We start from the raw sequence: 1884 nt of genomic DNA on the forward strand, positions 1-1884 counted from the left end.
CCGATGGTGCATACCCACACCGAGTACGCTGACAAGACCCACACGCATACCGGCTTTGCCACCGATACCCATACGCACACGGGCTTTGCCACCGATACCCACACTCACAGCAACTATTCGCTGACTACTCACAACCACACGGGCGATTACGCGGGCATCAACCACACGCACAGTGGCTACGCGCTGACCTCGCACGATCACGATGCTGATTACGCGGCGATCACGCACACGCACACCGGCTTCGCTACAGACACCCACACGCACACCGGCTTCGCTACAGACACCCACACGCACACCGGCTTCGCTACAGACACCCACACGCACAGTGGCTACGCGCTGACCTCGCACGATCACGATACCGAATACGCTGACATCGTTCACACCCACACCATTGCGATTGCCGATGTCACGGGCTTGTCGGCTGCACTGGCAAGCGTTACACCGGCGTCTGGCACCACCGTCAGTACCACCTCCACCGCCACGCTGACCAACAAAACCATCAGCATGGCCAGCAACTCCCTGACTGGCACGATTGCAGAATTCAACACGGCTTTGACCGATGGCGACTTTGCAACGCTGGCAGGTACGGAAACGCTGACCAACAAAACTGTGGAACACGCCATTCTGAGCAAGGGCTATATTGAGCCGCCCTACTCGGTTGCGTATGCCGCTGCTGTCGCGCTGGATGGTGGCAATGGCTCTATTCAGAAATTGACGTTGACCGGCGATTGCACCGTTACCCCGTCGCTGGAAAGCGGTGAGAACATCACGCTGCTGGTTGATGTGTCAACTTTCACGCTGACTTTTGCAGGCGTTACGTGGATCAACAAGGCTCCTACGATTGCCGCATCAAAAACCAATCTGTTCTCGCTGTTCAATGTGCTTGGCATCACCTACGGCATTTACATTGGTAAAACAGTATGATTTTTCAATCTGTATTACGTTCTGGGGCTGGTCAATTTTAAGATATGATTCAGTTTGACAAAACTGGCTCAGTCCTGGATATTGTGATTAAAAGCAATTCGTCTTGGGCTTACATTAGTGAGCTAGAGTTGTTCGGTTTTCCGGCTTGAAGGATAATTATGTTGTCAAACTTTATAAAAAATTCAGCGCCATCAGGTTCAACTGGCTTGAGAGGTTTGCTTGTTGATTCAACACCTATTGGCGGTGATGGAGTAACATACGGTCAGTATTCAATTAACCCGTATGTGGGGCATGGAGTTGTTGATGTTCATGGCCCAGTTACATTTCAAGGTAGCCCTGGTTGGGGCATTAATGCACTTTTTGACAGGGGAGTTGATGGCTTCGGTTGGGTCGTAGGCAAAGACCCTGTTAATGGATTTTTTGCAAAAATTGTTTTTTCTGAAGTTGTTGAGTTGGATAAGGTTGTGCTGTTTCCAAGAAGCCAGCAGGATATGAATCCGGCATCTTTCGAGCTTTTTGTGAATGGAGCTTTGGTGGCATCTTCTGTCACGTTTACACCGACGACTGTGACCAACCCAACATCTGACGGATTGATTTTTGCTGGAGCCACAGTTGATCCAATAATCACGTATCCTTTTTATAGATGCATTGTTGACTTTGTGGCGCTAGGCTCAAAACCCGTTGGGAATGAGCTGCTTTTCAAGTTCAAGGAGCAACCAGGCCAATCCATGATTTCACTGGGAGAGATGGAGCTGTTTGGCGCTGTGGTTTGACAAAAACAGACGCAAGCAACGACGGAAAAACCGCCCACAAGGCGGTTTTTTTGTTTCCAGAATCAGTACCTAGCCCGGATATTTCACCGCAATCCGTAGAAACGAGGACGGCATTGCCCTTGAAATGCCCGAACATCGAGGTATCGAATCTGGATGAGAGGACGGGCAATGCCGAAACCAAACTGTA

At 50.3% G+C, this 1884-nt stretch carries 2 protein-coding genes and 1 pseudogene; all 3 read left to right on the forward strand.

Annotated elements, in window-relative coordinates; all coding sequences use genetic code 11:
- Nucleotides 1–924 (forward strand): annotated as a pseudogene (locus CON76_RS13230) (hypothetical protein); the annotation flags it as partial.
- Nucleotides 925–1082: 158 nt separating this feature from the next.
- Nucleotides 1083–1697: a hypothetical protein gene (locus CON76_RS12970; protein WP_145995463.1), complete on the forward strand. Its 615-nt coding sequence runs from the start codon at nucleotides 1083–1085 to the stop codon at nucleotides 1695–1697.
- Nucleotides 1694–1884, forward strand: a 191-nt coding sequence (locus CON76_RS13330) for a hypothetical protein (RefSeq protein ID WP_205758241.1), incomplete at its 3' end; no start/stop codon positions are given. The genes CON76_RS12970 and CON76_RS13330, both read left to right, overlap by 4 nt.

The sequence above is a fragment of the Macromonas bipunctata genome (assembly GCF_002837135.1).
GTDB classification, from domain to species: Bacteria; Pseudomonadota; Gammaproteobacteria; order Burkholderiales; family Burkholderiaceae_C; genus Macromonas_A; species Macromonas_A bipunctata.

Coding starts and splice junctions, on each gene's coding strand:
- CON76_RS12970 (WP_145995463.1), top strand. CDS start 1,083: ATGTTGTCAAACTTTATAAAAAATTCAGCGCCATCAGGTTCAACTGGC.